Source organism: Marinobacter sp. R17 (assembly GCF_003789045.1).
GTDB lineage: Bacteria > Pseudomonadota > Gammaproteobacteria > Pseudomonadales > Oleiphilaceae > Marinobacter_A > Marinobacter_A mangrovi.
This window is the reverse complement of sequence record NZ_RHGZ01000001.1, coordinates 125,225-151,462: the sequence shown is the minus strand read 5'-3', so window position 1 is coordinate 151,462 and position 26,238 is coordinate 125,225. Positions and strand designations below refer to the sequence as shown.

Genomic DNA, 26,238 nt, shown 5'->3' with positions numbered 1-26,238 from the left:
TTATTATGAAAAACGGACTCCGGACCGACAGCCCGAAGTTCTAATCGAGAAACAGATCCGGCAGCAGCGGCTTGTCGCCGGGCGCGTATCGATAACCTTCAAAGTCCGAGACCCCGGCCCGGCGCAGCACGTCTTCGTCGATCAGCGCCTGGCCGGTCAGCGTATCGGCGCTGTGGCCCAGGATCGTCACCGCTGCATCGGCCATGATGTCCGGCTTGCGCCCCTGCGCCATCATTGCGGCGCCGCCCACTTCAAACTCGATAGCCGCCGTCGAGATCAGGGTCTTCGGCCACAGGGCATTTACCGCAATGCCATAGGGCCGGAATTCTTCGGCCATGCCGAGCGTCAGCATGGTCATGGCGTATTTTGTGGTCGTGTAGGCGCCGTATTGTGCGAACCATTTCGGTGCCAGGTTAATCGGCGGCGACAGACTCAGAATATGCCCGCTCCCGGATTGCTTGAGCCAGGGCAGGGCAGCCTGGGAACAGGTAAAGACGGCCCTGGCGTTGACCTCGTGCATCAGGTCGTAGCGCCGCACCGGCAGTTTTTCGACGCCCTGCAGGCGAATGGCACCGGCGTTGTTGACCAGGGCATCAATGCCCCCAAAATGTTTACCCGCCTCGTCGATCCGTTCCCGGACCAGCGTCTCATCGCGGACATCCAGCACCAGCGGCAGTGCCCGGCCGCCGGCCGCCTCGATTTCCCCGGCGACGGTATGAATCGTCCCCGGCAGTTTCGGGTGCGGTTTGTCCGACTTGGCGCCGATCACCACGTTGGTGCCCTCTCTGGCGCAGGCCAGGGCAATCGCCCGGCCGATGCCCCGGCTGCCGCCGGTAATGAATACGGTTTTGCCTTGCATGCTCATGCCGTGGCTCCTTCGTTGGATGCGTCGTCGCTGGTGAGTTTGACCAGCAGCTGGCGACGTTTGACCTGGCTGCCGGCGCTGACGTGGACTTCGGCAATCTCGCCGTCCCGTTCTGCCACCAGCGGGTGCTCCATTTTCATGGCTTCCAGCACTACCAGCGTATCACCCCGTTTCACCGTCTGGCCGGCCTCGGCGCGGACGTCGATGATGGCGCCGTCCATCGAGGCCAGCACCCGGTCCGACGCACTGCCCTCAAGGGCAGAGGCGGGCGCGTGGGTCACGTCGCAGACGTGCAGACTCCGGCTGAGCTGCTGCAAATATAGGTGATCGCCGTCAGAGTGATATTGGCAACGCTGACGAACGCCATTGTCGATATAGTCCAGCTCTGTCCCGTTTATCGCCACAACCGCCAGTGAAACCCGAGCCTCTCCCTGAATCACATCCACCGTTCCGCCACTGTGCCACTGCAGGGCCAGTTCGTGGTGAGTGTCGCCCGTTGCCAGGCGAAACGGCAGAGGGGTGGGCAGGCTGTTGCTCCAGCGGCCTCCGGTCTCGCCGGCCCGTTGGGCGAAGATGACCGCAGCCAGGCCCAGCTCGTTGAGAGAGGGAGCCGCTGCTTTCAGACTCGGGTCATCCGCGAACTCCTTTTCCAGGAAGGCCGTCGTGGCTTCCCCGGCAGCAAAACCAGGGTGACCGAGGATGTGACTCAGGAACGAGCGGTTGGTGGTTACGCCCATCACGCGGGTGTCTTCCAGGGCCCGTCGCAGCCGACGAATGGCGTCGGTGCGGGTACTACCGTAGGCGATCACCTTGGCCAGCATGGGGTCGTAGAAGGGCGTGATGGTATCGCCGGTCTGCACGCCGCTGTCGTAGCGAACGCCGTCGACCGGGGCGGGCGAGTAGTCGGCCAGTGTCCCGGTCTGCGGCATGAACTGATCGGCGGGATCTTCCGCGTACAGACGCACCTCGACGGCGTGGCCGGTCAGCATGACGTCGTCTTGTCGTAGGGGGAGTTCGGCGCCTTCAGCTACCAGGAGCTGCCAGTGCACCAGGTCCTGGCCGGTGACGAACTCGGTCACCGGATGTTCCACCTGAAGCCGCGTGTTCATCTCCAGGAAGTAGAAATGGCGATCCTGGTCCACGAGGAACTCGACGGTACCGGCGCCTACGTAGTGGCACGCTTTCGCGGCCTTGACCGCCGCCTCGCCCATGGCGGCCCGCAGCTCCGGCGTCATGAACGGAGAAGGCGCTTCTTCAACCACCTTCTGGTGGCGGCGTTGGATGGAGCAGTCCCGCTCGCCGAGATGGATGACGTTGCCGTGGGTGTCGGCGAAAACCTGGATCTCGATGTGGCGCGGCTCGATCACCGCCTTTTCCAGAATCAGCTCATCGTCGCCGAAGGCGTTCTTGGCCTCCGAGCGGGCACGCTGGATCTGGTCGGCCAGGTCGCCCGGTTCCCGGACCAGGCGCATGCCTCGCCCGCCGCCGCCGGCGGAGGCCTTGATCATCACCGGAAAACCGACGGATTCGGCCGCCTGACGGAGCACGTCGTCACTGGCGCCGGCTTCCTCAAAGCCGGGCACCACGGGCACACCGGCCTCCTGCATCGCCACCTTGGAGCGGCGTTTGCTGCCCATCAGCTCAATGGCGGATGCGGGCGGACCGATAAAGATCACACCGGCGTCGGCACAGGCATCGGCAAAGCCGGCGTTTTCCGAAAGAAAACCGTACCCCGGGTGGACGGCGTCGGCGCCGGTGCGCCGGGCAGCCTCCAGGATGGCCTCGGCGTTGAGGTAGGACGCATTGACGGCCGCCGGTCCGATGCGAACAGCCTCGTCAGCGAGGCGGACGTGCAGGGCGTGGGCGTCGGCGTCGCTGTAGACCGCGACCGTACGGTATCCTTGGGCTTTGGCGGTACGCAGGACCCGCACGGCAATTTCGCCCCGGTTGGCGATCAGGATCTTGTGGATCATGGCCGGATTCCTCATGGCGTGTCGTCGGTTGTCGCCCAGGCGGGCGGCCGTTTCTGCATGAAGGCCATCGTGCCTTCGGCGCCTTCCTCGCCCCGGACCGCATCGGCAAATTGCTGTGCGGCGTCGTCGAGCAGACTCGGCATGGGTTCGTGACCGACCCGATGCAGCAGCGCCTTGGTTGCCGCTGTTGCGCGCGGAGCGCAGCGAATCAGGCTGGCAATGGCGTCGTCGAGCGCACGATCCAGGGCGTCGTCGCTCTCAACCACGCTGTGCACCAGACCCAGACGGCAAGCCTCGTGGCCATCGACTTTCAACCCCAGTAAGGCAAGGCGACGAGCCTGGGTGAGGCCGATGCGTTCCACCACGAACGGTGCAATCTGGGCCGGAATAATGCCCAAGCTGGTTTCGGGCATGGCGAACTTTGCCGTATCCCGGGCCAGCGCCAGATCACTGACGCAGGCCAGCCCGAAGCCGCCGCCCATAACCGCGCCCTCAAGAATGGCAATCACCACTTGCGGGGCGGTGTTGACGGTTTCGATCAGTCGGCCGAAGGCGCGATTCAGATCGCGGAAGGGATCGGCGTCGCCGGTGGCCTTCTGGGACCGTGCCGCCGCCATGTCGCGGATGTCGCCACCGGCGCAGAAATGGCCACCGGCGCCACGCAGAACCACACACCGGATGTCGGCGTCGGTCGCGATGGATTCAAAGACGGCGGCCATTTCCCTGACCATCGCCAGACTCATGGCGTTGCGGGCGTCCGGACGGTTCAACGTCAGGTGAAGCACCGGCCCCCTTTGTTCCAGAGCCAGCGTGTTGCAATCGGGCAGTGTCGTCATGGGATCAGTCCTTGCGCTTGCCGGGCAGGATGCCCATCAGCTTGCAGATGATGCCCAGCATGATCTCGTCGGCACCGCCGCCGATGGACACCAGGCGGACATCGCGGAAGGCGCGGGACAGCGGGTTGTCCCACATGTAGCCCATGCCGCCCCAGTACTGCAGGCAGCTGTCGGTGACTTCCCGGCCCAGCCGGCCGGCCTTGAGCTTGGCCATGGACGCCAGGCGGGTCACATCCTTGCCCTGGATGTGCAGTTCGCAGGCCTGGTAGGTGAGGGCGCGCAGCGCTTCCACTTCGGTCTGCAGTTCGGCGAGGCGGAAGTGGATGGACTGGTTGTCGATCAGCGGCTGGCCGAAGGTCTGGCGCTCGCGGCAGTAATCGATGGTGACGTTGATGCAGTGCTCCAGCGCCTTGATGACGTTGGCCGCGCCCCACATGCGCTCTTCCTGGAACTGCACCATCTGCATCATGAAGCCGGTGCCTTCGGCGCCGATACGGTTGCACTGGGGCACCCGCACGTCATCGAAGAAGACCTGGGCCGTTTCGGAAGAGCGCATGCCCAGTTTGTTCAGGTGGGGGGAGAAGGAAATGCCCGGCGTGTTCATGGGCACCATGATCAACGACTTGTTCTTGTGGGGCTTGTCGTCCGAGGTGTTGGCCAACAGGCAGATGAAGTCGGCGCTGGGTGAGTTGGTGATCCACATCTTGGCGCCGTTGATGACATAGTCGTCGCCGTCCTTGCGGGCCGTGGTTTTCATGCCTGCCACGTCGGACCCGGCACCCACCTCGCTGACGCCAATGCAGCCGACCATTTCGCCGGTGATGGCTGGGGCCAGGAATTCACGCTTGAGTTCGTCGGAGCCGAACCGGGCCAGTGCCGGAGTGCACATGTCAGTCTGCACACCCACGGCCAGCGGCACGCCGCCACAGAACGCGGTGCCCAGTTCTTCCGCGACCACCAGGTTGTAGCTGTAGTCCAGTCCCATCCCGCCGTATTCTTCCGGCTTGTGAACGCCCAGCAGCCCCAGTTTGCCCAGCTTGCCGAACAGGTCATGGATGGGGAATTTGCCCGCGTCTTCCCATTCGTCGCAGTGGGGGTTGATTTCCTTCTCGACGACATCCCGGACGGTCTTGCGCAGGGCTTCGTGTTCTTCGGTGAATAGCATGTGGATCCCCTTTATTTGTTGTGTGCCTGTGGTGGCTGTTGTTCTTTGTGTTTTTCTGCTGTGGTTCTTTTGTAACCTATGCTCCCGGTTTTAGGTGTTACCTGAGTTGCCGGTTTGCACACACAAACTCCCTCTCCCCTTGAGGGAGAGGGCTGGGGAGAGGGGTGGGCGCCGAAGGCGCCCAAGAATTCGGTGGCGATTCACCGCGAGGCTCTCGCCTCGTCCCCCTCTCTCCAAACCTCTCTCCCTCCAGGGGAGAGAGGCTTAGTAGCGCAAGCCCGTGCTAAAGCATCGGCTACATTGTTCGTGCTGTCCTATTACAACCGCGCCACGCCGAAGCTGTTCGGGCGCAGTTCGCGCTGTTCCGCCTCGCGACAGACTGACAGCACCATCGCCAGCACCGTGCGGGTGTCGCGCGGGTCGATCAGGCCATCGTCCCAGAGCCGGGCGGTGCCAAAGAGGGCGGTGGAGCCGTCCTCCAGCTTCTTGGCCGTGGCCTGCTCCAGGAAATCGAGGGTCTTTTCCTCGGGCTCCAGGCCACTGCGCCGCTGCTTGTCTTTGGCCACGATCCGCATCACCTTGCCGGCCTGGGCCGGGCCCATGACGGCGGTGCGGCTGTTGGGCCAGGCGAAAATAAAGCGCGGATCCAGCCCGCGACCGCACATGGCGTAGTTGCCAGCGCCGTAGGAACCGCCCACGACGACCGCCAGTTTCGGCACCCGACAATTGGCCACCGCCTGGATCATCTTGGAACCGTGCTTGATGATGCCGTTCTGTTCAGCGTGGGTGCCCACCATGAAACCGGTGGTGTTGTGCAGGAACAGGATGGGCGTGCCCACCTGGTCGCAAAGCTGGATAAACTGCGCCGCCTTGGTCGCACCTTCTGGTGTGATCGGGCCGTTGTTGCCGATGATGCCGACGCGATGCCCGCAGATGCGGATGGTGCCGCAGACGGTCTGGTCATCGTAGCCGGCCTTGAAGTCCTGGAAGCGGGAGCCGTCGGCAATGCGCGCCAGGATCTCGCGAACGTCGTAGGGTTTCTTGGGGTCAGCCGGGATGACGCCAGGGAGTTCGTCTGGCGAATAAAGCGGTTCCTCCCATTCCGGTGCCCGGGTTGGAGGCAGGTGCTCGTTCCAGGCCAGGGCGTCCATCACCTCGCGGGCATGGCGGATGCCATCGGCATCGTTCTCGGCCAGGTATTCGGCGGTGCCGGCGATCTCGGCGTGCATTTCCGCACCGCCCAGCGCCTCATCCGTGGCGACTTCGCCGGTGGCGGCTTTAAGCAGCGGCGGTCCGGCGAGGAACATCTTGGCTTTATTGCGCACCACGATCACGTAGTCGGACAGGCCGGGCTGGTAGGCGCCGCCCGCGGTGGCGTTGCCGTGAACCACAGTCACCTGCGGAATGCCGGCGGCCGACATCCGCGCCTGGTTGGCAAAGCCCCGGGCCCCGAGCACGAAGATGTCGGTGGCGTAGTTCAGGTTGGCGCCGCCGCTTTCCGACAGGGACACCACCGGCAGCTTGTTCTCCATGGCGATCTGCTGGAGGCGCAGTGTCTTGTCCAGACCGGCGGGCGTAATCGTTCCGCCCTTGATGGCGCAGTTGCTGGCGACCACCAGGCAGCGGATACCGCTGACGGTTCCGATTCCGGCGATGATACCGCCCCCGGCCATGCTGCCATCCTTGTCGTCGTACATTTTGTAGCCGGCCAGGGAGCACAGTTCGAGGAACGGAGTGCCTCGGTCCAGCAGTCGGTTGATGCGGTCGCGGGGCAGTAACTTATCCCTCTTGGTGAACTTCTCCCGAGCGGACTCGGCCAGGGCGAGGACCTGTTTTTCCACCTCACGGAAGGCGTCGATGTGCGTCTGCATGGCTGTGGCGTTTTCCGCAAAGGCCTCGGACTGGGGGTCGATGGCGGATTCGAGGATCTGCATAAACGGCTCCCTCAGTCTTCACTGAAAATCTTGGGTTTGACGGCGCGATGGAAGCCGTTGAAGACCTCCACGTTCTTCGCCTTGGGCAACGGCCACACACGGGTGCCCTGGGACGCCCCGCCGTCGATGCGCAGGGTGTCGCCACTGATAAAGGCCGCGCCCGGGCTCAGCAGGAAGCAGATCGCGGCGCTCACTTCCGACTCCGTGCCAATACGCTTGCCCGGTACGGCATCGGCGAGGCCGCGGATCCAGGCCTTCATTTGCTCGGGATAGGTGTCCATGCCGCTGGAGGCGATCCAGCCCGGCGCCACGGCGTTGACCCGCACGCCCGTTGCGCCCCATTCGATGGCGGCCGTCTGGGTGAAGTTGACCATGCCCGCGCGGGCCGCGCCGGAGTGCCCCATGCCGGGCATGCCGCCCCACATGTCCGCCACGATATTGACGATGGCGCCGCCGGTCTTGCTCAGGGACTGGTTGTACAGCTCCCGGGCCATCAGGAAACCGCCGGTCAGGTTGGTGCGCACCACCGTTTCCCAGCCCTTCTGGTTGATGCCGACCAGGGGGGCGGGAAACTGCCCTCCGGCGTTGTTGACCAGGCCCTTGACCGGGCCATGCTCGGCCAGGATCTGTTTAATGGTGGCGGCAACGATCTCTTCGTCCCGGATATCACAGGGATGGGCGGAGGCACTGCCGCCGTCCTCGATAATCTCGCCCCGGACGGTGTCCAGCTTTTCCGGCTTGCGCCCGACCAGTGCGACGTGGGCCCCCAGGGAGGCCAGTTCGTGGGCCGTGCAGCGGCCGATGCCGGAACCGCCGCCGGTCACGATAATGGTTTGGCCTTCAAACAGGCCGGGGCGGAGCACGGATTGATAAATCATGATCGGGTTCCTTTCAGCACGGCTTGGGAGACGGGAATCGGCATGTCCAGTAGTTGCTGGGCAAACGCCTTGCCCTGGGGGTCGATGCGCAGGCTGGCAACACCGCCGCCACCGAGGCTGTGTTCCAGCAAAAAGTTAAACGCATTGAGGCCGGGCAGGGCCCAGCGTGTTACGCGTCCGCTCTGTGGATTCAGAGTGTGGCCCATCCACTTGGCAACGGCGTTTTCCGTCAGGGCCGCGGCGAGATAGGGCACGTAATCCGGATGACGGGCGATCACGCCAATGTTGCTGTGGTCGCCCTTGTCGCCACTGCGAGCCCAGGCCAGTTCGATCAGCGGGACAGTGGTGTCCGTGTCACCGATCGCCGGGAAAGTCGTGGCGTCCTCGCCATTCTCAATGCGGGCCGCACCGCCGGTTTCGATGGCCACGGGCGTTTGCTCGCCGGCCACTTCCACGCTGACCTCGACCTGATCCTTCGGCACCAGGCAGGAGAACAGCCGGATCTTGGGCCACACCGTGGGGCGTCCGCCAACAATGCCGGTCAGGCCCGGCGCCATACCCGTAGCGGCCTGGGCGATTTCCCGCGAGAACAGCACCAGCGCTTCCTTCTTGGGGTGGGCCGCGCTGATTTTCACCACGACTTCCCGGGATTGACCGGCCCGGCTGTGTGGGCCGTAGGTGGCCTCCGTGCCCAGCAGTTCGACGCTGGTTTCGGAATAGGGCGGCAGGCCGCGGTCCTCGAACAGTCGGCCGGTCTTTTCGAGAATGGCATCGGCGACGCTTTGCGCTTTTTTCGGGGCGTCGATGCCGCCGATCAGGAAGGTCACCGTGCATTTATGGCCATCGGGCCACGTGCCGGACACCTTGTAGCGGTCGGTCGGCGCGCGACCGGTGGCGCCGGATACGGCAACGCGGTCCTGGCCAAGGTCTTCCAGGTGAACCCGGGTAAAATCGCAGGCCACGTCCGGCAGCAGATAGGCGCGGGGGTCGCCGATTTCGTAGAGGAGCTGCTCGGCGACGGTGCCGACGCTGACCCGACCGCCGGTGTCTTCCGGCTTGGTGATCGCGAAGTCGCCGCTGGCTTCCACTTCAACGATGGGGAAGCCCATATCCGCGTATCCATCCGCCACGGTCTCCCAGTCGGTAAAGTTGCCACCCGTCGCCTGCGCGCCGCACTCGATCAGATGACCGGCCAGGCTGCCCTGGGCCAGCTTGTTGTAGTCGTCCCACGCCCAGCCGAATTCGTGCACCAGGGGCGCCAGGACCAGGGCACTGTCGGTCACGCGACCGGTGATGACGATGTCGGCACCGGCTTCCAGTGCGGCGACGATGCCGGGAGCGCCCAGGTAGGCGTTCATGCTGACCATCATCGGTGGCATCGGGTCGCCGGTGGTCATTTCGCGGATGCCCTGTTCGTCGAGCTGCTTCTTTTGCGGCAGCAGGTTGTCACCCAGCACCAGTGCGATTTTCAGATCAACGCCCTGTTCCTCGCACAGGACCTGGAGGGCATCCCGGCAGGATTCGGGATTCACGCCACCGGCATTGCTGATCACCCGAATGCCCTGATCTTTAATGTCTTTCAAAAGCGGGCCCATCACCGTCTGCACGAAGTCCCGGGCGTAGCCGGCTTTCGGGTCATTCATGCGCTGACCGGCCATGATGGACATCGTGATTTCAGCCAGGTAATCGGAAACCAGGTAATCCAGGTTGCCTTTCTCGACCAGCTGGCGCGCAGCAGTTTCGGTGTCACCCCAGAAGGCCGCGGAGCAGCCGATGCGCAGGGTTCGGGAGGGCGATGTCATGTGGTGTCCTTTCCGAAGAAGCGGTTGTGGGTCGGTTGTTATGATGCGTCCAAAAACAATACCAAGCAAGCGCTTGGTTTGTAAATGTGATGCTTCAGGGTAAACTGCCTTCATGCGTATACTGGGCCGCTTGGGCGGCGCGGACCGCACTTCAAAGACATCGACCGTTCAAAGACCATAGGAAGTAAGCTTTGACACCACAATCCATCCTGGCCGAGCTGGTTGAGGAAAGTCGTATTTCCGACCCGACCGGCGCCCGGGGGCGACTGCTGCGCGCAGCGGCGCGGCTGTTCCGGGAGAAAGGCTACGAGCGGACGACGGTCCGTGATCTCGCCGCTGCCATCGGCATCCAGTCCGGCAGCCTGTTCCATCATTTCCGTTCCAAGGAAGACATCCTCAAGGCGGTGATGGAGGAGACGATCGTCCTCAACACCGAGCTGATGCGTCATGCCCTGCGTCAGGCCAGCACACCGGTTGAACGCATGTGGGCGCTGATCCGCAGTGAGTTGGAGTCCATCAACGGGCAGACCGGCGAGGCCATGGCCGTGCTCGTCTTCGAATGGCGCTCGCTGTCCGGCGATGCCCAGCGAGACATCCTGAAACTGCGGGATGTCTACGAAGCCATGTGGCTGGAGGTGCTGGGTGAATTGAAGTCGGCAGGCAAGATGTCGGCGGATCCCTTCCTGACCCGGCGAATGTTGACGGGCGCATTGAGCTGGACGGTGACCTGGTATCGACCGGATGGCCCGAGAAACCTGGATGACATGACCGATGAAGTGATGGCCATGCTTGGTCTGGGTGAGCACTAAGGCTTTATTTTTCAGCGGCTTGGTGTGTGTTCGATGGGGGCGTGTCGTTATCCGGATTGGCCTGATCGGCCAAAATAGGCGGCAATCCGGTCATTCACTAAATGCGACCCAGGTCGCATCCTTCTCTCAGTTTTAGACGTAACAGGCGGTGTTTGGTCTGGAACAGGAGCCAGACAGGTCTGAAGTCTTCTGCTGCACAACAATAATCAGAGAAAGGATCTGCAATGTACTCTTCCATCATCCCTCGCCTGTGGACGGCAGGCATCTATCGCCGATTCCTACTCACGTTCGGTGTCATCGCCCTTCTCAGTGGCTGTGGTTACAACCCGGTCTACCAGACCACCGGCTCGGTGATTACCGGTTATGCCGAGTCTGAGGCCACCCCGTATGTGCTGCAGATGTCCGACGCGGACATGGCCTGCAACCTCGGGCAGTCGCTGGACCCACTGGTCTATTCCTTCTCCCGGGTGACGGACAAGCCCGACACCACCGGTTCGTTACTTCAATTGCTGGCGGCCAACTGCTCCGAAGAGCAGGCCTGGGAAGAAGAACTCCGCTACGAGCGGGCCATGTTTTCCGACGACGTGGCTGAGGCCAAGGATGCGCGCAACGCCGCCAAACGCTGGCACGCCATCACCGCCAAGCGCCGTCTGGAAGCCTTCCATCGCGCCATGCGCGCCTACGAATACGATCCTGCCGATCCGGATGCAGAGTGCCCCTTCCTCTATGAGGACCAGGACGAGCTGACGTTCCTGCTGGGGCTGCTGACCGGCCTGCAGTCGATCATCAACGACACCAATTCCGGCGGCGCTGCCGGTGTGCCCAAGGACATCGCGCCGCAGGCCGAGCGCGCCGCACAGTGCCTGGACAACGAAAAGTGGGGCGGTATTCCCAATGCGATCCGTGCCAACGTCTGGCTGCTGCTGCCGGATACGCGTCCGGTGATGTCCCCGGACCCCTGGCGGCTGCTCAAGAACAGCTCCGAGCTGGGTGTCCAGGCCGGGTTCCGGGCCTCCATGGCGCTGGAAGCCGTCGCGGCTGAAACCGCCGGGCGTCAGGACGTGATCAAGGATGTCATCGCTCGTTTCGCTGCATCGCAGAAAAACTTCAAGGTCAATGACGACTACAAGCTGGTGGACGAAGTCGGACGCAGCGTCATCCTGCATACGTCCGACAAGCAATGGACCCGCAAGTACGGTTACCGCACGCCGCGGACCTACTTCGGTCGCCTGAGTCCGGAAAGCACCAGCGACACCGAAACCATGGATCTGGACGATCTTCTCTAAAACAAGACAGACAGCGGATGGCATCGGCCGGAGAGGGGAACAGGTTGTCCCGGCCGGCCATCCCGGACCACAGACCGATTAACAATCACAAGAAGTCACTTGGGAGGTTCCAAGATGTTCCGCAAAACCACCGCAGCAATGCTCATGGCCCTGGCCGTTGCACCGATGGCTCAGGCGAAGTCAGCCAGCATGTGCGTGTTCGACGTCATCGGCGCGAACGGCGATGTGTACAACCTGATGAAAGACTATGCCCTGGATATGAAAGGGCATGGCATCGACATCCAACTCAAGCCTTATACCGATGAAGGGGTGGCTCTGGGCGACTTCCAGTCCGGCCAGTGCGACATCCTGGCGGCCACGGACCTGCGCACCCGTCGGTTCAATCGCTTTACCGGTACTATCAGTGCGGTGGGCGCCATTCCGACCTACGACAACCTCAAGACCGTTTTGGCCACGCTGGCCCAGCCCAAGGCGGCCAAGTTCATGAAGCAGGGCGATTACGAGGTCCTGGGGATTGCGCCGGCCGGTGCGGGCTACCTGTTCGTCGACGATCGTTCCATTGATACCGCCGGCGAACTGGCGGGCAAGCGCATGGCCACGCTGGATTACCAAAAGGACGCCATCCACATGGTGAACTTCGTCAAGGCGACCGTGGTGCCGTCCGACATCACCAACTTCGCCGGCAAGTTCAACAACGGCTCCGTGGACACCGCCTATGCCCCGGCCTTTGCCTACAAAGCGCTGGAACTCTACAAGGGTGTGGGCGACAAGGGCGGCATCGTGGACTATCCCCTGGCCCAGCTGACTGTGCAGATGATTGCCAAGGATGACCTGCTGACCGACGAAGAGGCCCAGACCTCCCGCGAAGTGGCCTGGCACATGTACCCGCAGGCCATGGCCCTGGTGAAGAAGAGCGAAGAAGGCATCCCGGATGACCAGTGGATCCACATTTCCGACGAGGACGTCCAGGGTTACCAGGAAATGTTCCGCGAGAACCGGCTCGAGATGCGGGACGGCAAGAACGGAGCGCCGGACGTTTACGATCCCAAGATGCTGCACCTGCTGAGCAAAGTGCGCTGCGCCAGCAACCCGGGCGCTTCGGAATGCACCGCGGCCAACCGCGAATAAGGGGCAGGTAACGCATTATGAACTGGCGCGCGCTTTCGGCCAGCCGGGTGACCACCCTGTACCCCGTGCATCGACTGCACGGGGTCATTCTGCTGGCCCTGTTGGTGTTTACCCTGCTGCTGGGCATGGGCAGTTCGCTGCATTCGCGGATGCTGTGGATTGGCGAACAGACCTGGCCCAACTATTACCTGCTGGACCCGTGGGCGACCGAGCCCAGCTGCGACGTCGATATGGACGTCGAGTCGGCGGTCCAGAAACGGATGCAGGCCTATAAACCCGACCCGGATGAGTTGTTCTCCTCGCCACCCGATCCGGACAAGCTGCGCGAGAGTTTCCGCAAGAACCTGGAGCTGTGTCAGAAGAAGCACGCGATGTTCGCGGCCAACCAGGCGCATGTCACTACAGCGCTGACGGTCTTCAAGACGGTCGAGCAGGGCATGGCGCACTGGTTGCTGGATAACATCGACCTGACCAAGTTCCTCTTCCTGGGCCTGTTTGCCATGGCGGCCCTGATTGCGGCGTTCGATACCGATCACATTGCCCTGCGACTGCCGCGCAACCGGGCGGAGTGGCGTCTGTCCCAGACCACGCAACTATTCGTCAACGGGCTGATGGGCTACTCGCTGCTGTCCTACGCCGAGCGGCTGGGGATGTCGCCGTCGTCGGATACGCTGCTCGAATTGCAATATGCGTGGGCTGTGGTGTTCGGCATCTTCATGGCGATCAACCTGTACCGGCTGGTGAACGTGCCCGAACGGGTGCGGGCCGGCGGGCTGACGCCGTCGTCTTTCCTGGTGATTCCGCTGTATTGCCAGATGGGCGTGATCGCCATGGCCTACTTCTTCTTCGTGGACGGCTACAGTTCCGGGCTGGCGATCTACTTCGGACAGCTGACCAACCTGGCGTCCATGTTCATCAACATCGGCCTGTATGTGCTGGTGGGGATGATCCTCAAACAGACCCGACTGCCGGATCTCCTGTTGAATGTGATCCAGCCGTTCCACCTGCCGGCACCGGCCCTGGCGTCGCTGATGATCTTCGCGACGGCCTTCCCGACGGCCTTCACCGGTGCCTCGGGTATTTTCATCCTGGCTGTGGGCGGTGTGATCTACGACGAGCTGCGTAAATCCGGCGCGGGTCGGCAGCTGTCACTGGCGACCACGGCCATGTCCGGCAGCATGGGCGTCGTGCTCAACCCCTGCCTGCTGATCGTTGTGGTGGCCGCACTCAACAAGGAAGTGACCACCGACGAAATGTACGGCTGGGGCTTCTGGATCTTCCTGATGTCAGCCAGCATCTTCAGCTTCGTGGTGTGCAAGACCCAGGGTAACTGGCGGCCTCGTCCGCAGGCGGGCGCGTTCGCCGAAGCCGGTCGCCGGTTGATGCCACTGGTTCCTTACGCCGTTACGGCGGTTGTGGTGATTGGGCTGATCTGGTTCCTGCTGGGGCTGACGTTCAACGAGTACAGCGCGCCGCTGATCCTGCCGCTGGTGATGCTGGCGCTGGTGTGGCTGGATTCTGGCAAGGACAACCGGGACGATCAGGAGTCCCGCTGCGTGGCCTTCTTCAGTCGCAGCACCGCGGCGGCCAGCGACTCAGCTGTCCATATCGGCGCGCTGCTGGCGCTGATGGGGTTCTCGGTGTGCCTTGGGGGGATTCTGGAACGCTCCGACGTGGTTCACGCCATCTTCCCGGAAAGCCTGACCAACCCCTGGCTGGTCATGGCGGTGATCGTGGTGATGCTGACCTTTATCGGCATGATCATGGATCCGTTTGGGGCCGTCATCCTGGTGTCGGCGACCATTGCCCAGGCGGCCTTCAATCTGGGCATCGACCCGCTGCACTTCTGGCTGGTCTGTCTGGTGGCCTTTGAGCTCGGCTATCTGAGTCCGCCGGTGGCGTTGAACCACCTGCTAACGCGACAGGTGGTCGGGGAAACCGAAGTGTTGGCCGCCGAACGCACCGGCAGTTTCTGGCACCGTTACGAGCGCCTGCTGCTGCCGCTGGCCGTGATGGGCACCACGTTGCTGATCGTCGCCTTCGTGCCGATGTTCTTCTACAGCTAAGACCAATACTCCGCACGGGAGCCGCCGACTCGGGAGGGACGGCGGCTTTTTTGTGTCAGCGACTGTGAAATTTTTGGGGCAGTCAGCGTATTTCAGGCATCGGCTGTTATGCTTGGGTCGTACTGAGGTATAGCGGCACCTGAGATGATCCGGGTGGACGGCAGGAGGGATGATTTTTGCGGCAGTTCGACGGTAACCGAAATAAGCGCCTGGTCGTTTGGCGGGAAAAGGAGGTATGGACTGGATGCTATGGCCGTTGGCGAGGCCGTGTCGCTGCGGTGTTGACATCCACCCTCATACTGACGGCTTGCGGCGGTGGCGGCGGCAGTAGCAGTGACGATGGGCAGCCCGCCGTGCCCCAGGCTGATATCAGCGGTGTCATCCAGATTGAGGCGCGGACCCGTTCGGACAGTGATACAGCAGCCGATTTTCTGTTTCGTGAGGCGGATGACAATACCGGCGCTCCTCAGGACCTTCCCAGTCCATCCCTGCTCGGGGGCTACCTCAGCACGGGGGCCGGGAGCTATTCTCAGAATTTCTCTTACTATACCGATCGCAATGACCATTACCGGCTTTCCCTTGAAGAAGGCCAGAGTGTGTATGTCCAGAGCTTTGCGCCGGAAAACAGTGGTTTTGCTGCGACACCCACTGCCACCGTCACGCTATCGCTGAACGGCAGCAAAATCCGCCAGGTTCCATTGACGCCTACGACAGCTGCCAGCGTTTCGCCCAACGCCGGTGCCTCCCGGCAGATTTATGACCTGAATATCGATGCGGTGGCGGGCGGGCCGTTTCGCTATGTGGTGAGCGTTTCCTCGGCATCAGCAGCTGTGGCGTCTCCCCGCTTCACTTATCCCACTTCAGAATTTACGCCGGATGAAGCGGTCATCACGATGGCGGCGCCGGCCCAGGTCAGTGCCCTGGCCAGTGTTTTACCGGCCTCAACGTCTGCCCGTTCGGTCGGAGGCGGGGTCTGGCTGGTCAGACGTGATGCTCAATCCGCCCAATCCGCGTCGACCGAATCGTCGATTCGGACCCAGACCCTAGAGTGGATAAGGAGTCTGCGTTCTACCCCGGGCGTCGTAGCCGCCGAGCCCAATTATCATTACCACGCGATGGCTATCAGCCCTGATACCAACCCGCTGTATTCTCAGCAATGGAATTACCCGCTGATCAATCTTCCAAATGCATGGCAGGCGGTGGGAAACCCGGGGCAGAATGTTCGAGTCGCGGTGCTCGATACCGGGCTGTTCAGTTCTTCGCCGTCGACGCCGTCGGACTGGCACCCCGATATCGATGATGGAAACGCAAACGGCACCAACGTGGCCCTGCCCGGTACCGGGTATTCCGATTTCGTGACTGGGGATATCGATATCGATGGCGTTCCGGGTCGGGACTACAACCCGGCGAACCCGGGCAACGGCCGTTCTGACGCCACGGCATTTCACGGCACCCACGTGGCCGGTATTGTGGCGGCGCTGGATAACAACCTTGGCGGCATCGGTGTGGCACCTATGGCAACCGTTATGCCCATTCGCGTGCTGGGGCGGGATGGTGTGGGATCGCTGAGCGATATTATTGCGGCCATTGATGCCATGACGGCGTTGGACACAGCCAGCCGGCCGGACGTCATCAACCTCAGTCTGGGTTCCGATGCCAACAGCGACCAATTGAAGGCAGCCATCCAGCGAGCGATCGACAGTGACATAATCGTTGTTGCAGCGGCGGGCAATCAGGGAACGAGTGAGCCTGTTTATCCGGCTGCCTTCCCCAATATGATTGCTGTGGGCGCCGTGGACGCTGGACGCCAAAGGGCCAGCTATTCCAGTTTCGGTACCTGGCTTGATCTGGTGGCGCCGGGCGGCGACGCGTCCCGGGACGGTAACAACGACGGGCAGGGCGATGTGATTATCAGTACCTGGGGGTCGGATTCCGGTGGCGTATTCACGCCCGCTTATGCCGGCATCCAGGGGACCTCCATGGCAGCACCCCATGTTTCCGGGGTGCTGGCATTGATGCGTCAGCAGAACTCGGGATTGAGGCAGCGCGACATTCTGGCGCGGCTGCAAAATGGCGACCTGACCGATCCGCTGGGGAACTCGGAGGAGTACGGTGCCGGGCTGATCAATGCTCTGAAGGCTGTGGATAATGCTGCCAACGGCAGCATCAGTTCCTTCGTGACAGCATCGCCTGCGGCGCTCCAGTTCAGTGGTTCCGTCACCTCGCAGCAGGTGGATCTTGCGGTGGTGCCGTCTCAGGATACCGATACCGTGCTGCCCTCGATCACCTCGGGCACGGCCCCGTCCTGGCTCGATGTCAGTATCGCGTCCCGCAGCGGTGACAAGCGGACCCTGACCGCCACGATTACCGACGAAAACGCGGCCAAGCAGGCTGAAATTTCAATTGACTATGTGGATGCCGACAGCAATGCCAAAACGCTGCTCATTCCGGTCAACGTGCAACTGGGTGATGAACCGGCGTTGCGCAATGCGGGCCGGCATTTCGTCCTGCTCGTGACGCCCGACGACAAGCGTGAGACGGTAGCGCAGGCGTCCATGGTGGCTCAGAATGGCCAATATACCTTTGCCTTTGATGACGTACCCCAGGGCGAGTACTTCCTGGTGGCGGGCACGGATATGGATAACGATGGTTTCATCTGTCAGTCCGGCGAAGCCTGTGCGGAATATCCGACCAATGGATTGCCTCAGCCGATCACCAAAGGTGACGAGCCTATTTCCGGCATCAGCCTGACGACCAGCTTTGCGCGTTCATCGGCAGCCGGTGCGTCTCTTTCCGACGTGCCGCCGGGCGGTTACAGTCGCCAGCCGACAGTCTCGGAGCGTTCGCTCCGTGAGGATGGGCGTCCATGAATGGCTTGAAGGCGTCAGCGATTTTAGTGCTTGGTCTGTCTGGCCTGGCCGGATGCGCGGCGATGGCGGATTCCGACGTCGATGCCAGCCAGGAAGTTGGAGTTCTGATGTCATCTCAATACTGTGGATTCACCGCTCCGGGGCTGGTTCTGGCGACGGATCGGTCGCAGTGGGCGCAATTGTCATCGGCATCAGGAGGATCGTTACCGCCGTGGCCGGAAGAAGCCGGTCAGTGGCTTCTGGTCGCGAATTTGGGGCAAAAGCCCACCGGAGGCCACCGCATCGACTTTAAGTCGGCATCTCGGACCGATCGGAATCTGTCGATTGAGGTGGCTGTGAGGCAACCTGCAGCCGATGCGATGGTGACACAGGCATTGACAACGCCGTGCCTGGTCATGGTGCTGCCCGCTGGCGGGTGGGATACGGTGACCGTCGAGGGCGCCGAGCCCTTTCCTGTAACCCGTCAACATCCCTGACCGATTCCTGTGTCGACAACAAAAGAACCGTTGATCTTTGCCCCTGAATCCCTAAGCTATGGGCGGTATTTCGCGAATGTCCGGGCATTGTCCGACGCCTGGCGCATTCGCTGATCGTCCTGACAGTCGTTGAGTGAGAGCAACAGACACCCTATGAGCCAGAAAGATTACAACGCCGACGCGATTGAAGTCCTCAGTGGTCTGGATCCGGTCCGAAAGCGGCCGGGGATGTACACCGACACCTCGCGTCCCAACCATCTGGCTCAGGAAGTCATCGATAACAGCGTGGATGAGGCCCTGGCCGGGTTTGCCAAGCGAATCGATGTGGTCCTTTATTCGGACGGCTCGCTGAGCGTCGAAGACGATGGCCGGGGCATGCCGGTGGATGTCCATAAAGAGCACGGGGTTCCCGGTGTCGAGCTGATCCTCACGCGCCTGCACGCCGGCGGCAAGTTCTCCAAGGGCAACTACAACTTCTCCGGCGGTCTGCACGGGGTGGGGGTTTCGGTCGTCAACGCCCTGTCCAAGCACCTGGAAGTCTCTATCAAGCGGGACGGTCAGCTGCATCGCATGACCTTTGCCGACGGCGAGAAGACCAGTGATCTGAGCGTGGTCGATACCGTTGGCAAGCGGAACACCGGTACCCGCCTGTTGTTCACGCCCGACGTCAGTTACTTCGACAGCCCGAAATTTTCCGTCAGCCGACTGCGTCATAACCTGCGCGCCAAAGCCGTGCTGTGTCCCGGTCTGACCGTCACTTTCCTGCAGGAGTCGACGGGCGAGAAGGACGAGTGGTTCTACGAGGACGGGTTGCGTGACTACCTGCGTTCCGCGCTGGCGGATATCGAGTTACTGCCCACCGAGCCGTTCACCGGCCGGATGACCGGCAACAGCGAGGAAGTGGACTGGGCTGTCCAGTGGTTACCGGAAGACGGCGAAGCGGTCATGGAAAGCTACGTCAACCTGATTCCCACGGCTCAGGGCGGAACGCACGTTAACGGTCTGCGTACCGGGTTGCTGGAAGCCATGCGTGAATTTTGTGAGTTTCGCAGCCTGCTGCCGCGAGGCGTGCGCCTGTCACCGGAGGATATCTGGGATCGCTGCGCCTACGTGCTGTCGTTCAAGATGCAGGAGCCGCAGTTTTCCGGCCAGACCAAGGAACGCTTGTCTTCCCGCGAAGCCGCGGCGTTTATCTCCGGCGTGGTCAAGGATGCGTTCAGTCTCTGGCTGAACCAGCACACCGACATCGCCGAAGCCCTGGCGGAGTTGTTTATCAGCAATGCCCAGCGGCGTCTCAAGGCCAGTCGCAAGGTGGCGCGCAAGAAGGTTACCCAGGGGCCGGCATTGCCGGGCAAGCTGGCGGACTGTTCCGGTGCGGATGCCAATCGGTCCGAGCTGTTCCTGGTGGAAGGGGACTCGGCGGGCGGTTCTGCCAAGCAGGCCCGTGACCGGGAATTCCAGGCCGTCATGCCGCTGCGGGGCAAGATCCTGAACACCTGGGAGGTGGACTCTGGTGAGATCCTGGCGTCCCAGGAGGTCCACGATATTGCTGTGGCGATCGGCGTAGACCCCGGTTCGGATCGCCTCGAAGGGCTGCGTTACGACAAAATCTGCATCCTGGCGGACGCGGACTCTGACGGTCTGCACATTGCCACGTTGCTGTGCGCGCTGTTCGTCAAACACTTCCGTCCGCTGGTCGCCGCTGGCCACGTGTTTGTGGCCATGCCGCCGCTCTATCGGGTCGACCTGGGCAAGGAAACCTTCTATGCCCTGGACGAACACGAGAAGCAGGGTATTCTGGACCGGATCGAAGCGGAAAAACGTCGGGGCAAGATTTCGGTCACCCGCTTCAAGGGTCTGGGTGAGATGAATCCGCTCCAGCTGCGCGAGACCACCATGGCGCCGGATACCCGTCGGCTGGTGATGCTGACACTGGATGACAACGACGGCACCGACGAGCGCATGGACATGCTGTTGGGCAAGAAACGGGCGTCCGATCGCCGTTCCTGGCTAGAAGCCTACGGGAATATGGCGGACGTTCCGGTCTGATCCTCTCTGAAGGGGGTGTATTCAGGGTGTCCCGACGCTTGAAGCGTTGGCGTAGGTTGGGCTGACGCAGGAAGCCCAACAACAGGTAACACCGGACGTTCCCGTTATCGAGGACATGCGGGATGCATTGGACCTCAAAAACCTGCTTGGCCACCACTGGATGAGTTTGGTCGTGAACCCGGCTTGTTGGGCTTCCTGTGTCAGCCCAACCTACAGGTTTTGTGCATCGAAAGGGCACCCCTGTGGGCTGCGCCGAAGGTGCCCATGACGTCCTACCCTGGATATCCCTTCAACTCGAATCAACTACCGCGAAATAATATCGCAGCACAGCACCTTGGTTGTGCCATCGTGCTGGAAGGCCTGGGACAGGGTGACGCACATATAGGCGCCGGTGACGGAGAGGTAGGGGCGGGTGACCTGAAGGCGATTGGGCTGGTTCAGGGCCTGTCTGAGGTAATGCTGGCGGAACCAGTCGGCGTTGTGGGTGTTTTCCAGCGGGCGGAAACGCGGGTCAAAGCACTCGATCATGTTGTCCGAGCGCAGGGTGTCTTCCGTCTGCACGCCCTTGTCGTCGATCAGGTAGCAGCGGGACACGGTATGGTGCCGGGTCAGTGGTCGGCAGGCGCTGGCAAATGTGATCCCGGCGCGAATCGATTCGGTGGCTTGCTGGAAACGATCCCGGAAGTAGCGGCTGAGTTCGTAGGTCGGGTCGAGTTCTGTTTCGCTGTTCTTCTTGTAGTCATTCAGCAGGGCATCCAGGTCGGACGCCGTGCGAGTAACGTCAGCCAGCTCGAGACCCGGGCGTCGAAAATAGAATCCCTGTACGAAATCCACGCCGCCGTCGATGGCGATCATTGCCTGCTCCCGGGTTTCCACGCCTTCCAGAAGCACCAGGCAACCGGATTGGTGGAGCAGGGATACTATACCGTTGAGGATCTGGCGGGCGCGCTTGTCATTGGTGGCCCGGGTCAGGATCTGGCGGTCGAGTTTGACGATATCCGGCGCCAGGTTCCAGATACGCTCGAAGTTGGAATGGCCTGCGCCAAAATCGTCGATGGCGGTCAAACAGCCCAGCTGTTTGTAGTAATTCACCGTATCGCGGAGCTGGTCAGCATCGTCCGTGGGTTGTTCCACGATTTCCACCACGATGCGGTGGGAGGGGAAGCCAATGCGGGACAGCAGTTGTCCGAAAAAGGAATCGTGCCGCTTGCCCGTGGCAACGACTCGAGGCGACACGTTCAGGAACAGCCAGTTCACATCGTCATCAAGTGTGGCGAAATTCTGGACGTGCAGGTAGCGGCAGAGCCGGTCCAGCAGGACGTCTTCGGGGTCGCTGGTCGGGAGCTGGAACAAGTGCAGTGGCAGCACGCTGGCGTTGTCAGTATCGAACGCACGAATCAGGGCTTCGTAGCCGATGATGCGCTTGTGGGAAATACTGAAGATCGGTTGCAGCGCTGTGCGTAGCTTGAGGCCCTGGAAACTGGCCGTCCAGCCCGCATCGGCGTGATCGAGCATGGGAGTGAGGAGATCCAGCTCGGGTTCGCTGCTTTGATTGACAACGCTTTTTGACATCGAGACTACTGCGCGCGCGTTAAAGCTGACCCGTGCATTGTCGGCTGAACCGATCGAGTTATTTCATTTTTCGCAACGGGCGTTCGCTGAACGGTAAGAATGACCGTTTGTTCAGTTGCGAGCAGAATGCCAAAGATTACAAAAGGAAGCCAGTGGGAAACGCAAAATGGTTAAAAACCAGACGGCGTTCGCCGGGGAGAAGAGAGGGTGGCCGCCGTGGAAGGCGGCATCACCGGTACACGGCCGGACTGGCAATCCATCCTGCCGGCTATGCTGGAATACGGGATCAGTTGTTGCTCGGGATAACAACGTCTTCGTCGAATTCGACTTCCATTGTTGTAGCTCCTGTGTCGCTGCTGGGCTTAATTCCGCTCGGCGGAATCAGACGATGTTCATTAACTATGATGTTAATAAGCATAGGCAACAATCAGTAAAACCCGTATTCGACCAAGGTGGCGTGTCGCCAGAAGTCGCCGTTTAAGGCGTTTTTCGGCCCTTCACCACATCAGAATTGCTTGCATCCATCAGTATTTTTGAACGAAGCCAACAAAACATTTTGATTGGCCGCTGGCCGTTGCCTTTCTAAGATGGACCTATTGGTGGGACAAACATCGTGATCCGATAAATCACGAAGGGCAGCGGAGGCTGAATCCATATGGCGCTTCAAACGATGAATACCCGGCAGCAATTCGGCTGGGTCATGATCCTGATTCACTGGCTGGTCGCCATTGCGGTGTTCGGGCTTTTTGGTCTGGGCCTGTACATGGTGGATCTGACCTACTATGACGCCTGGTACAACGAAGCTCCCCATATTCACGAGAGCATTGGCATCCTGGTGTTGCTGGTGATGCTGTTCCGGGTTGTCTGGCGCCTGGCGTCTCCTCCTCCTGATGCGCTGCCTTCCCACAAGACCTGGGAGAAAGCCGGCGCCCACCTGACCCACCTGGGCATGTACCTGTTGTTGTTTGTCGTGCTGATTTCCGGTTATTTGATTCCGACGGCGGACGGTTCCGGCGTTGAAGTCTTCAACTGGTTCACCGTGCCCTCGGTGACCGGTCAGCAAAAGGGGATGGAGAGCATTGCCGGTGATGTTCACTACTGGGCGGTCTGGGCACTGGTTGTGCTGGCCGTGATTCACGCCATTGGCGCCATCAAGCACCATGTGGTGGATAAAGATGAGACGTTGCGCCGCATGGTTGGATTGAAAGGGCGCCCGGGACACTAGATTCGATGTAAACCAGTAAGGCCCTGATGGGGCCTAAACCATTAAGGAGAGCAATGATGTTGAGGAAACTGGCTATCTCATCCGCGGTATCCATGGCGGTGCTGGCAAGCTGTGCCCAGGCGGCAGACGGGGACGGCACTTACGCGTTCGATACCAAGGGCGACCATCAATTCATCATGTTCAAGATTTCGCACCTGGGCTACAGCTATATTTATGGCCGCTTCAATGAGTTCGATGGCCAGTTCACCTATAACGCCGAGGACCCGTCAAAGAACTCGGTTCAGGTGACGATCGATACGGGCAGTGTCGATTCAAATCATGCCGAACGTGACAAGCATCTGCGCAGCGATGATTTCCTGGCAGTGGATGAGTTTCCGCAGGCTACCTTCAAGAGTAAGAAGGTCATCTTCGATGACGATGACAAGAACGAGGCCGAGATTGTCGGGGATCTGACCCTGCGCGGTGTCACCAAGGAAATCACACTGGATGCGGACATGGTTGGCCATGGCAAGGATCCCTGGGGAGGCTACCGCATGGGCTTCGAGGCCGAAACGGACCTGCGCCTGAAGGACTTTGGCATTCCCATGGATCTGGGGCCGCAATCCGAAACGGTGGAGATGATCATCACCGTCGAAGGCGTGCGTCAGTAAGCCGAGTGATCCCGTAAAAATGGGGTAGATGACAAAACACCGCCTAGTTTACTATGGCGGTGTTTTTCGTTTTCAGGACTGTTTTATGGAGCGCGTCAGGCGCAACCGATCCCTTCGCTTCGTGACCTTGAGTATGACGCTGGTGCTGCTGGCACTGGTAGTTGCGAACGCCTCTGGTCTGTCGGCCTGAGAGTCCAGGGTATCAGGGTCAGTCCTGAGCCCCTGGGGTACCAGGACTGACCAACCTCTCCTACACCCGATAGCGGCCAACCTGAGTGGTCAGCGTCTGCGCATGTCCAGCCAGCAGTTGGCTGATCTGGTCGATCTCGACGGAACGGGCGTCGCTGTTCTGGGCAAGATCGTTGATCCGGGTAATGCTTCTGTTGATCTCGTCTACCACCTGAGTCTGTTCCTCGGTCGCTGATGCCACGCTGGCGTTGACGTCGCTGATGCTGTTCATGGCGTTCAGGATTTCCGTCAGCTCCCGTTCGGCTTCGCCGGAGAGTTTGACCGTCTGTTCCGCCTGCTCGTTACCGGTTTCCATGACCGAAACGATATCGGAGACCCCGGTCTGCAGGGTGGTGATCATCGACTGGATGTCCGATGTGGATTCCTGTGTGCGCTGGGCCAGGGTGCGGACTTCGTCCGCCACCACAGCAAAGCCGCGGCCCTGCTCGCCGGCCCGGGCGGCCTCGATGGCCGCGTTCAGAGCCAGCAGGTTGGTCTGTTCGGCAATGCCGCGAATGACGTCCAGTACGGAGGTGATGTTGCTGGAATCTTCCGACAGCTTCCGGATCACGCCCACCGCCTTCTCGATCTGATCGGAGAGTCGGTTCACTTCTTCCGAGGCGTTGTGAATGATGCGGGCGCCCGATTCGGTATTGGCCTGGGCGCTGCTGGTCACATCGGCGGCGGTGCCGGCATTGGCGGCCACTTCCTCGATTGCGCTTTGCATCTGGTTGATGGCCGTGGCGACCTGGGTGATGGCGTCAGTTTGTTGGCTGATGCCCTCCCGGTTATCCGCGGCGGCGCGGTCGAGTTTTTCGGCGCCGTCCTTGAGCTCCGTCGACAGGTCCTTGATTTCCCGCACCATACTTTGAAGGTTGCCGATCACGGCATTGAAGCTTGTGGCCAGGCGCCCAAGGTCGTCATTGGATTCCACGGGAACGCGGCTGCTCAGGTCACCTTCGCCTTCGGCAATATCATCCAGGCGGGTGCGCAGTTCGTTGATGGACTGGATGATCAGTCGCGTGGCAACAAAGAATATCAGGCCGCTGATAGCCAGCACGATGATGGTAACCACAACGGTGGTGGTCATGCTCTGATGGCCAGCCGCGGCGGCATCTTCAGAGGTTGCAAGGGCATTCTTGTCGGCGAATGCACCGGCCACGTCATAATATTCACGCAGCGAGGAAAACAGCGGCAGGACTGTTTCGCCGATGGCTTGTCGCGCCTCTTCGACATTGCCGTTGCCAACCATGGTATTCACCTTGTCGGCGGCGGCTTTCCATGTCTGGTAGGCGCCTTCGAAGCCATTCAACTCCTGATCCACGCCGTCTTCTGCCAACAGGGTTCGGACCGTCTCCATACGGTCGATGGCCTGTTTGGCGTTCTCATCGAAGTCGGCCTGAAAGCCAGCGGTGTCTTCTCCCCCCTGGGCTGCCAGGATCATGTTCTGTTGCGCGGTATAGGCTTGGTAAAGGTCGCGATCCGCGTTGAGGGCGGCGCTCACTGCGGGTACGTAATTGTGGGAAACGCGATCGGTGTCGCTGATCAGACCCTGGGTCGTAATCAGGTTGACGATACCCAGCGCGATGATAGCCAGCGCGGTGAGTGCAAAAGGCAGCACAATCTTGGTCTTGAGACCCAGCTTGCGGATGACATTCATTGTTATTCTCCCCCGACATCAACAGGTAGCAGGCTTATGTCAGAATAGCAGGGAAGAAAAAGTAAGGTGTAGATAAAGTGATCCGGCGTACCGGATCAGGACTGGTGGTGCTCCGCCCGCTCACATTGGCAGAGACGATACTGGCGGAACATCTGTCCGCTGAAGACCACGATCCAGATCAGCAGGCCGGCATAAAGGTAGGCGTTGGCCAGGTGCAGCCCACCGCTGATGGCAAATTCGACGAGCAGCATCAAAACCAGGGCCAGTCCGGCGTTGATGGTCGCAGCGGCGATGGCGCGGCCACAGGCTTTAAAAGACAGTTTCAGCGTTTGTGTCTGCATAGGGACAACGAAATACCTTATCTGTAGACGACGCGTCCGCTGCGCCTGATGTAGTCGGGGGAGATCGCACCGTTGGTGTGATCTCCGCACGCTGGATGTGTCCATCCGGCGACATCACAAAATCGAGAATAAAGAGCAGCCACGGGGGGCTCCATTCGTGGATTCCGCTATTCCATCTTTGGGTTTTCACCTGGAAAAGCGTGCTAAAGCCAGTGATTACGCCGTCTGTGGCGCGATCCCCCACATCCGGCTTGGAAGGGCGTATTGCGGATAATCTGTATGCGTTTTGAACAATATGGGCGTTCTTGGGGCGTTTTTGAACGCTTGATTTCAACGGATGCGCCTTAGGGTTGGTGTGTTTGCGACGGCCTTTCTATAATGGCCGCTTGCTGTGTGATCGGGGCAGCTGTACCCGACCGAACTTT

19 protein-coding genes are annotated in these 26,238 nt (G+C 61.0%); 9 read left to right on the top strand and 10 right to left on the bottom strand.

The features are described from left to right. Positions 1–40 precede the first annotated feature (40 nt). The 7 genes from EB809_RS00675 to EB809_RS00645 form a co-directional block, all read right to left on the bottom strand. Positions 41–865: an SDR family oxidoreductase gene (locus EB809_RS00675; protein WP_123632643.1), complete on the bottom strand. Its 825-nt coding sequence runs from the start codon at positions 863–865 to the stop codon at positions 41–43. Next, complete coding sequence (locus EB809_RS00670; RefSeq protein ID WP_123632642.1) at positions 862–2,838, bottom strand: acetyl/propionyl/methylcrotonyl-CoA carboxylase subunit alpha; 1,977 nt, start codon at positions 2,836–2,838, stop codon at positions 862–864. Before EB809_RS00670 ends, EB809_RS00675 begins: the two co-directional genes overlap by 4 nt. Before the next feature lie 11 nt (positions 2,839–2,849). Further along, complete coding sequence (locus EB809_RS00665) at positions 2,850–3,674, bottom strand: enoyl-CoA hydratase/isomerase family protein (protein ID WP_123632641.1); 825 nt, start codon at positions 3,672–3,674, stop codon at positions 2,850–2,852. A 4-nt stretch (positions 3,675–3,678) separates the two neighbouring features. After that, positions 3,679–4,839: a citronellyl-CoA dehydrogenase gene (gene atuD, locus EB809_RS00660; RefSeq protein WP_123632640.1), complete on the bottom strand. Its 1,161-nt coding sequence runs from the start codon at positions 4,837–4,839 to the stop codon at positions 3,679–3,681. Between the two features lie 317 nt (positions 4,840–5,156). After that, entirely contained in the window at positions 5,157–6,773 is a 1,617-nt protein-coding gene (locus EB809_RS00655; protein ID WP_123632639.1) for an acyl-CoA carboxylase subunit beta, read from the bottom strand. 11 nt (positions 6,774–6,784) lie between these two features. After that, the gene (locus EB809_RS00650) at positions 6,785–7,651 is read right to left on the bottom strand and encodes an SDR family oxidoreductase (protein ID WP_123632638.1); all 867 of its coding nucleotides are present in this window, start codon (positions 7,649–7,651) and stop codon (positions 6,785–6,787) included. Continuing rightward, positions 7,648–9,453, bottom strand: coding sequence for an acyclic terpene utilization AtuA family protein (locus EB809_RS00645; protein ID WP_123632637.1), 1,806 nt, complete (start codon positions 9,451–9,453; stop codon positions 7,648–7,650). The genes EB809_RS00650 and EB809_RS00645 overlap by 4 nt, the downstream gene beginning before the upstream one ends. A gap of 191 nt (positions 9,454–9,644) precedes the next feature. On the opposite strand from EB809_RS00645, the gene EB809_RS00640 reads away from it, so the two are divergent. The 7 genes from EB809_RS00640 (at position 9,645) to parE (ending at position 20,137) form a co-directional block, all read left to right on the top strand. Continuing rightward, positions 9,645–10,262, top strand: coding sequence for a TetR/AcrR family transcriptional regulator (locus EB809_RS00640; protein WP_123632636.1), 618 nt, complete (start codon positions 9,645–9,647; stop codon positions 10,260–10,262). 224 nt (positions 10,263–10,486) lie between these two features. Beyond that, a complete protein-coding gene (locus tag EB809_RS00635) occupies positions 10,487–11,548 on the top strand; it encodes a hypothetical protein (protein WP_123632635.1) in 1,062 nt (353 codons plus the stop codon). A 114-nt stretch (positions 11,549–11,662) separates the two neighbouring features. Continuing rightward, positions 11,663–12,676 (top strand): putative solute-binding protein, encoded by a 1,014-nt coding sequence (locus EB809_RS00630; RefSeq protein ID WP_123632634.1) that lies wholly within the window; start codon positions 11,663–11,665, stop codon positions 12,674–12,676. A 17-nt stretch (positions 12,677–12,693) separates the two neighbouring features. Continuing rightward, entirely contained in the window at positions 12,694–14,742 is a 2,049-nt protein-coding gene (locus EB809_RS00625) for a TRAP transporter large permease subunit (RefSeq protein WP_123632633.1), read from the top strand. A 176-nt stretch (positions 14,743–14,918) separates the two neighbouring features. Beyond that, positions 14,919–17,612 (top strand): S8 family serine peptidase, encoded by a 2,694-nt coding sequence (locus EB809_RS00620; protein WP_123632632.1) that lies wholly within the window; start codon positions 14,919–14,921, stop codon positions 17,610–17,612. After that, a complete protein-coding gene (locus EB809_RS00615) occupies positions 17,609–18,088 on the top strand; it encodes a protease complex subunit PrcB family protein (RefSeq protein WP_123632631.1) in 480 nt (159 codons plus the stop codon). Before EB809_RS00620 ends, EB809_RS00615 begins: the two co-directional genes overlap by 4 nt. Positions 18,089–18,241: 153 nt before the next feature. Next, a complete protein-coding gene (gene parE / locus EB809_RS00610; protein ID WP_123632630.1) occupies positions 18,242–20,137 on the top strand; it encodes a DNA topoisomerase IV subunit B in 1,896 nt (631 codons plus the stop codon). A 303-nt stretch (positions 20,138–20,440) separates the two neighbouring features. Here parE and EB809_RS00605 read toward each other — a convergent pair whose 3' ends face one another. Continuing rightward, positions 20,441–21,709 carry an EAL domain-containing protein gene (locus EB809_RS00605; protein WP_123632629.1) on the bottom strand — a complete coding sequence of 423 codons (1,269 nt, stop codon included), beginning with the start codon at positions 21,707–21,709 and terminating at the stop codon, positions 20,441–20,443. 655 nt (positions 21,710–22,364) lie between these two features. Here EB809_RS00605 and EB809_RS00600 point away from each other — a divergent pair. After that, a complete protein-coding gene (locus EB809_RS00600; RefSeq protein ID WP_190294791.1) occupies positions 22,365–22,934 on the top strand; it encodes a cytochrome b in 570 nt (189 codons plus the stop codon). A 56-nt stretch (positions 22,935–22,990) separates the two neighbouring features. Beyond that, entirely contained in the window at positions 22,991–23,584 is a 594-nt protein-coding gene (locus tag EB809_RS00595) for a YceI family protein (RefSeq protein ID WP_263316959.1), read from the top strand. Positions 23,585–23,834: 250 nt separating this feature from the next. Here EB809_RS00595 and EB809_RS00590 read toward each other — a convergent pair whose 3' ends face one another. Together EB809_RS00590 and EB809_RS00585 are read right to left on the bottom strand one after the other, a co-directional pair. Then, complete coding sequence (locus EB809_RS00590) at positions 23,835–25,472, bottom strand: methyl-accepting chemotaxis protein (protein WP_123632628.1); 1,638 nt, start codon at positions 25,470–25,472, stop codon at positions 23,835–23,837. Positions 25,473–25,567: 95 nt separating this feature from the next. Further along, entirely contained in the window at positions 25,568–25,813 is a 246-nt protein-coding gene (locus EB809_RS00585) for a hypothetical protein (protein ID WP_223807753.1), read from the bottom strand. Positions 25,814–26,238: the final 425 nt, after the last annotated feature.